Source organism: Streptomyces sp. PA03-1a (assembly GCF_033792805.1).
Classification (GTDB): domain Bacteria; phylum Actinomycetota; class Actinomycetes; order Streptomycetales; family Streptomycetaceae; genus Actinacidiphila.
In genome coordinates, this window is record NZ_JARAVO010000400.1 from 1 (window position 1) to 4,739 (window position 4,739).

Here is a 4,739-nt window from a genome sequence, read left to right on the forward strand (position 1 = left end):
ACCCCACCCCCCGTCGCGCCGCGAGGCACACGCCGCGAGGCACACCCGAGGAGCCGCACCGCCATGACTGCCGCCGAGGACCGCAACGACGCACCCGCCTACCCCGTCGGACTGCGCCTCACGGGCCGCCGCGTGGTCGTCCTCGGCGGTGGCCAGGTCGCCCAGCGCAGGCTGCCCCCGCTGGTCGCGGCCGGCGCCGACGTCGTCCTGGTCTCCCCGTCCGCGACACCGTCCGTGGACGCGATGGCCGCGGCGGGCGAGATCCGCTGGGAGCGCCGCCGTTACCGGCCGGGCGACCTCGCCGACGCCTGGTACGCGCTCATCGCCACCACCGACCCCGAGGCGAACGCCGCGGCCTCCGCGGAGGCGGAGGAGCGCCGCGTGTGGTGCGTCCGCAGCGACGACGCCGAGGCGGCGACCGCGTGGACGCCGGCGACCGGCCGTACGGAGGGTGTGACCGTCGCCGTCCTCACCGGCCGGGACCCGCGGCGTTCGGCGGCCGTGCGGGACGCGATCGTCGAGGGCCTGCGCGACGGCTCGCTCGCCGCGCCGCAGCACCGGGGGAGGACCCCGGGCGTAGCGCTGGTCGGCGGTGGCCCGGGCGACCCGGACCTGATCACGGTGCGCGGCCGCCGGCTGCTCGCGGAGGCGGATGTCGTCATCGCCGACCGGCTCGGCCCGCGCGACCTGCTCGACGAACTGCCGCCGCACGTCGAGGTGATCGACGCCGCGAAGATCCCGTACGGCCGGGCGATGGCCCAGGAGGCGATCAACGCGGCGCTGATCGAGCACGCGAAGGCGGGCAAGGCGGTCGTGCGGCTCAAGGGCGGGGACCCGTACGTGTTCGGGCGCGGGATGGAGGAGGCGGAGGCGCTCGCGGAGGCGGGCATCCCGTGCACCGTCGTGCCGGGGATCTCCAGTTCCATCAGCGTCCCGGCCGCCGCCGGCATCCCGGTCACGCACCGAGGGGTGGCGCACGAGTTCACCGTGGTCAGCGGCCATGTGGCCCCGGAGGACCCGCGCTCGCTCGTGGACTGGGCGGCCCTCGCCCGGCTGCGCGGAACGCTGGTGCTGCTGATGGCCGTGGAGCGGATCGGCTCGATCGCGGCGGCGCTCGTGGAGCACGGCCGGGGCGCGGACACCCCCGTCGCGGTGATCCAGGAGGGCACGACGGCGGCCCAGCGCCGGGTCGACGCGACGCTCGCGACGGTGGGGGAGCGGGTGGCGCAGGAGGGCATCCGGCCGCCCGCGGTGATCGTCGTCGGCGAGGTCGTCGCCGTGGGCGATCGCGTAACCGGCGGTAACAAGTGACGTCGGTGCCGTTGGCACCGCACTTCGGACAAGGCAGTATCACCCTGTGGCTGAGCTCATCACCATCGACGACCCCGACGACCCGCGTCTGCACGACTACACGTCGCTGACCGACGTGGAGCTGCGCCGACGCCGCGAGCCCGCCGAGGGGCTGTTCATCGCGGAGGGCGAGAAGGTCATCCGGCGCGCCCGGCAGGCCGGTTACCGCATGCGCTCCATGCTGCTGTCGGCCAAGTGGGTCGACGTCATGCGGGACGTCATCGACGAGGTCCCGGCGCCGGTCTACGCGGTCAGCCCCGAACTCGCCGAGCAGGTGACCGGCTACCACGTGCACCGCGGCGCCCTCGCCTCGATGCAGCGCAGGCAATTGCCCGACGCGGCGGCCCTGCTGGGCGACGCGCGGCGGATCGTCGTCATGGAGTCGGTCAACGACCACACCAACATCGGCGCCATCTTCCGCAGCGCGGCCGCCCTCGGCATGGACGCCGTCCTGCTCTCCCCGGACTGCGCCGACCCGCTGTACCGCAGGTCGGTCAAGGTCTCGATGGGCGCCGTCTTCTCCGTCCCGTACGCCCGGCTGGAGAGCTGGCCCCGGGACCTGGAGGCGGTCCGGGAGGCGGGCTTCAAGCTGCTCGCGCTGACCCCCGACGAGAAGGCCACCGACATCGACGAGGCCGCCCCGCACCGGCTGGAACGCGCGGCGCTGATGCTCGGCGCCGAGGGCGACGGCCTGTCGACCCGCGCCCTGGTGGCCGCCGACGAGTGGGTGCGCATCCCCATGGCGCACGGGGTGGACTCGCTGAACGTGGGGGCGGCCGCCGCGGTCGCGTTCTACGCGGTGGCGACCGGCCGCCCCCGGGACTGACTCAGCCCGCCGCGGCCGGCAGGTCCACCAGGGCGGCGAGGGCCGCCCGGTGGCGGCCGGGTGTGCCCAGGGCGATCTCGTCGGCCTTGGCGCGCTTCAGCCGCAGGTGGGCCGGGTGCTCCCAGGTCATGCCGATGCCGCCGTGCAGTTGGACGCACTCCTCGGCGGCCCGCACGGCGACCGGTGCGCAGAACGCCTGTGCCATGGCGACCGCGACCGGGGCGTCCGCGCTGTCGGCCGCGAGCGCGTCGGCGGCGTTGCGCGCGGCGGCGCGGGACTGGACGACCTCGAGCCACAGGTCCGCGAGCCGGTGCTTGAGGGACTGGAAGGAGCCCACGACCCGGCCGAACTGGTGACGCTCCTTCAGGTAGGCCACCGTCTCGTCCAGGCACCACTGGGCCAGGCCCAGTTGCTCCGAGGCCAGCAGCCCCGCCCCCGTCAGCAGGGCCCGTTCCACGGCCGCCGCAGCGGTCTCGGGCCCGGCGAGCCGGCGGGCCGCCGCCCCGTCGAAGGAGACGTCCGCGATCGGCCGGGTCAGGTCGAGGGGCACCGGTACGGACAGGGCGACCCCGGGCGCGTCGGTGCGCACCTCGTAGAGCCCGGGCCCGTCCGGACCGTGCGCGGGCACGATCAGCACGTCCGCGGCGGTCGCGTCGGCGACGCTGGTCACGCGCCCGGTGAGGACGCCGTCCGCGTCGGCCCGCACGCCCTGGGAGACGTCCGAGCCCGGCGCCGTGGGCAGCGGCACGGCCAGGGCTGCCGTCCGCTCGCCCTCCGCGAGGCGCGTCACGACGGCGTCGGCCTCCGCGGTGCCGGCCGCCAGCAGCGCCGCGGTGGCCAGCACGGCGCTGCCCAGGAAGGGCACGGGTGGCACGAAGGCCCCCAGCTCCTCCAGCACGACCGCGGCCTCCCGCGCGGAGGCGCCCTGGCCGCCGAGCTTCTCCGGCACCAGCAGCCCCGCGACCCCCACCTCCCGGGCCAGGGTCCGCCACAGTGCGGCGTCGTACGGCTCGTCGCCCTCGCAGCGCGCCAGGACGTCCGCCGGTGCGCACCGGTCGCTGAGCAGACCGCGCACCGCGGCGCGCAGGTCGTTCTCGACGTCGGAGTAGAGCAGGTCGGAGCTCATCGCGGCAGGTCCTTCCAGGGGACGTCCTTGTCCGTACGGGGCTCGGAGGGCAGGCCGAGGACGCGCTCGGAGATGATGTTGCGGAGGATCTCGGACGTACCGCCCTCGATCGAGTTGCCCTTGGCCCGCAGATAGCGGTAACCGGCGTCGCGGCCGTAGAAGTCGACGATCTCCGGACGGCTCATCGTCCACTCGCCGTAGCGCAGCCCGTCCTCGCCCAGCAGCTCCACCTCCAGGCCGCTGATGCGCTGATTGAGCGAGGCGAACGCCAGCTTCATGCCCGAGCCCTCGGGGCCGGGGGCGCCCACCGCGAGCTGCTGGCGCAGCCGTTCGCCCGTGAGGCGGGTGACCTCGGCGTCCACCCACAGCCGCAGCAGCCGGTCGTGCAGGTCCGGCGTGCGCAGCTCGGGCCGCTCCCGCCACGTCGCGGCGACGGTGCCGATCATCCCGCCCTCGCGGGGGAGCGCGGTGCCGCCGATGGCGACCCGCTCGTTCATCAGCGTCGTCTGCGCCACGCGCCAGCCGTCGCCGACCTCGCCGAGGCGGTGGGCGTCGGGGATCCGCACGTCCGTGAGGAAGACCTCGTTGAACTCGGCCTCACCCGTGATCTGCCGCAAGGGCCGCACCTCGACGCCCGGGTCCGTCATGTCGCACACGAAGTACGTGATGCCCTGGTGCTTGGGGACGTCCGGGTCGGTGCGGGCGATCAGGATCGCCCAGCGCGCGTTGTGGGCGTTGGACGTCCACACCTTCTGGCCGGTGACGACCCAGTCGTCGCCGTCCCGCACCGCGCGGGTGCGCAGGCCCGCCAGGTCCGAGCCGGCGCCGGGCTCGCTGAACAGCTGGCACCAGACCTGCTCCCCGGTCCACAGCGGGCGCAGGAAGCGCGCCTTCTGCTCCTCGGTTCCGTACCGGAGGACGGTGGGGGCCGCCATCCCGAGGCCGATGCCGATCCGGCGCGGTTCGTTGTCCGGCGCCCCGGCGGCCGTCAGCTCGGCGTCCACGACCCCCTGCAGGGCGCGCGGCGCACCCAGCCCGCCGAGGCCCTCCGGGTAGTGCACCCACGCCAGGCCGGCGTCGAACCTGGCCCGCAGGAAGTCCAGGCGGTCCGTCGCCGCCGGATCGTGAGAGGCCAGCAGCGCGCGCACCCGCTCGCGCAGCTCCTCCGGTGTGACCGTCATGCGAATGCGTCCCTCCGCGTGTGCGTAGCCCTAAGCAAGCGCTTAGAAACTAGCTCACGTGGCGCCCTCCCGTCACCCCCTGGTGCACCGCGTCTCGTGTGCGGCGCCGTTGTGGTTGGCGTCGGGGGTTTCCCCGCCGCCAACCACAACGGCGCCGCACACGAGACGCGGTGCACCAGGGGGTGACGGGAGGGCGCCACGGGAGCGAGTTTCTAAGCGCTTGCTTAGGGCTCCGCACACGCGGAGGGACGCATTC

The 4,739-nt window shown here is 74.8% G+C and carries 4 protein-coding genes; 2 read left to right on the plus strand and 2 right to left on the minus strand.

The window, feature by feature from the left end:
• The first annotated feature begins 63 nt into the window (after positions 1-63).
• Positions 64-1,311 carry a uroporphyrinogen-III C-methyltransferase gene (gene cobA / locus PV341_RS43885; protein ID WP_500322385.1) on the plus strand — a complete coding sequence of 416 codons (1,248 nt, stop codon included), beginning with the start codon at positions 64-66 and terminating at the stop codon, positions 1,309-1,311.
• A gap of 46 nt (positions 1,312-1,357) precedes the next feature.
• Complete coding sequence (locus PV341_RS43890; protein ID WP_499510839.1) at positions 1,358-2,176, plus strand: TrmH family RNA methyltransferase; 819 nt, start codon at positions 1,358-1,360, stop codon at positions 2,174-2,176.
• A 1-nt stretch (position 2,177) separates the two neighbouring features.
• Here PV341_RS43890 and PV341_RS43895 read toward each other — a convergent pair whose 3' ends face one another.
• Both PV341_RS43895 and PV341_RS43900 read right to left on the minus strand, forming a co-directional pair.
• Entirely contained in the window at positions 2,178-3,302 is a 1,125-nt protein-coding gene (locus PV341_RS43895) for an acyl-CoA dehydrogenase family protein (protein ID WP_500360845.1), read from the minus strand.
• Entirely contained in the window at positions 3,299-4,483 is a 1,185-nt protein-coding gene (locus tag PV341_RS43900) for an acyl-CoA dehydrogenase family protein (RefSeq protein ID WP_500322388.1), read from the minus strand. The genes PV341_RS43895 and PV341_RS43900 overlap by 4 nt, the downstream gene beginning before the upstream one ends.
• Between the last annotated feature and the right edge of the window lie 256 nt (positions 4,484-4,739).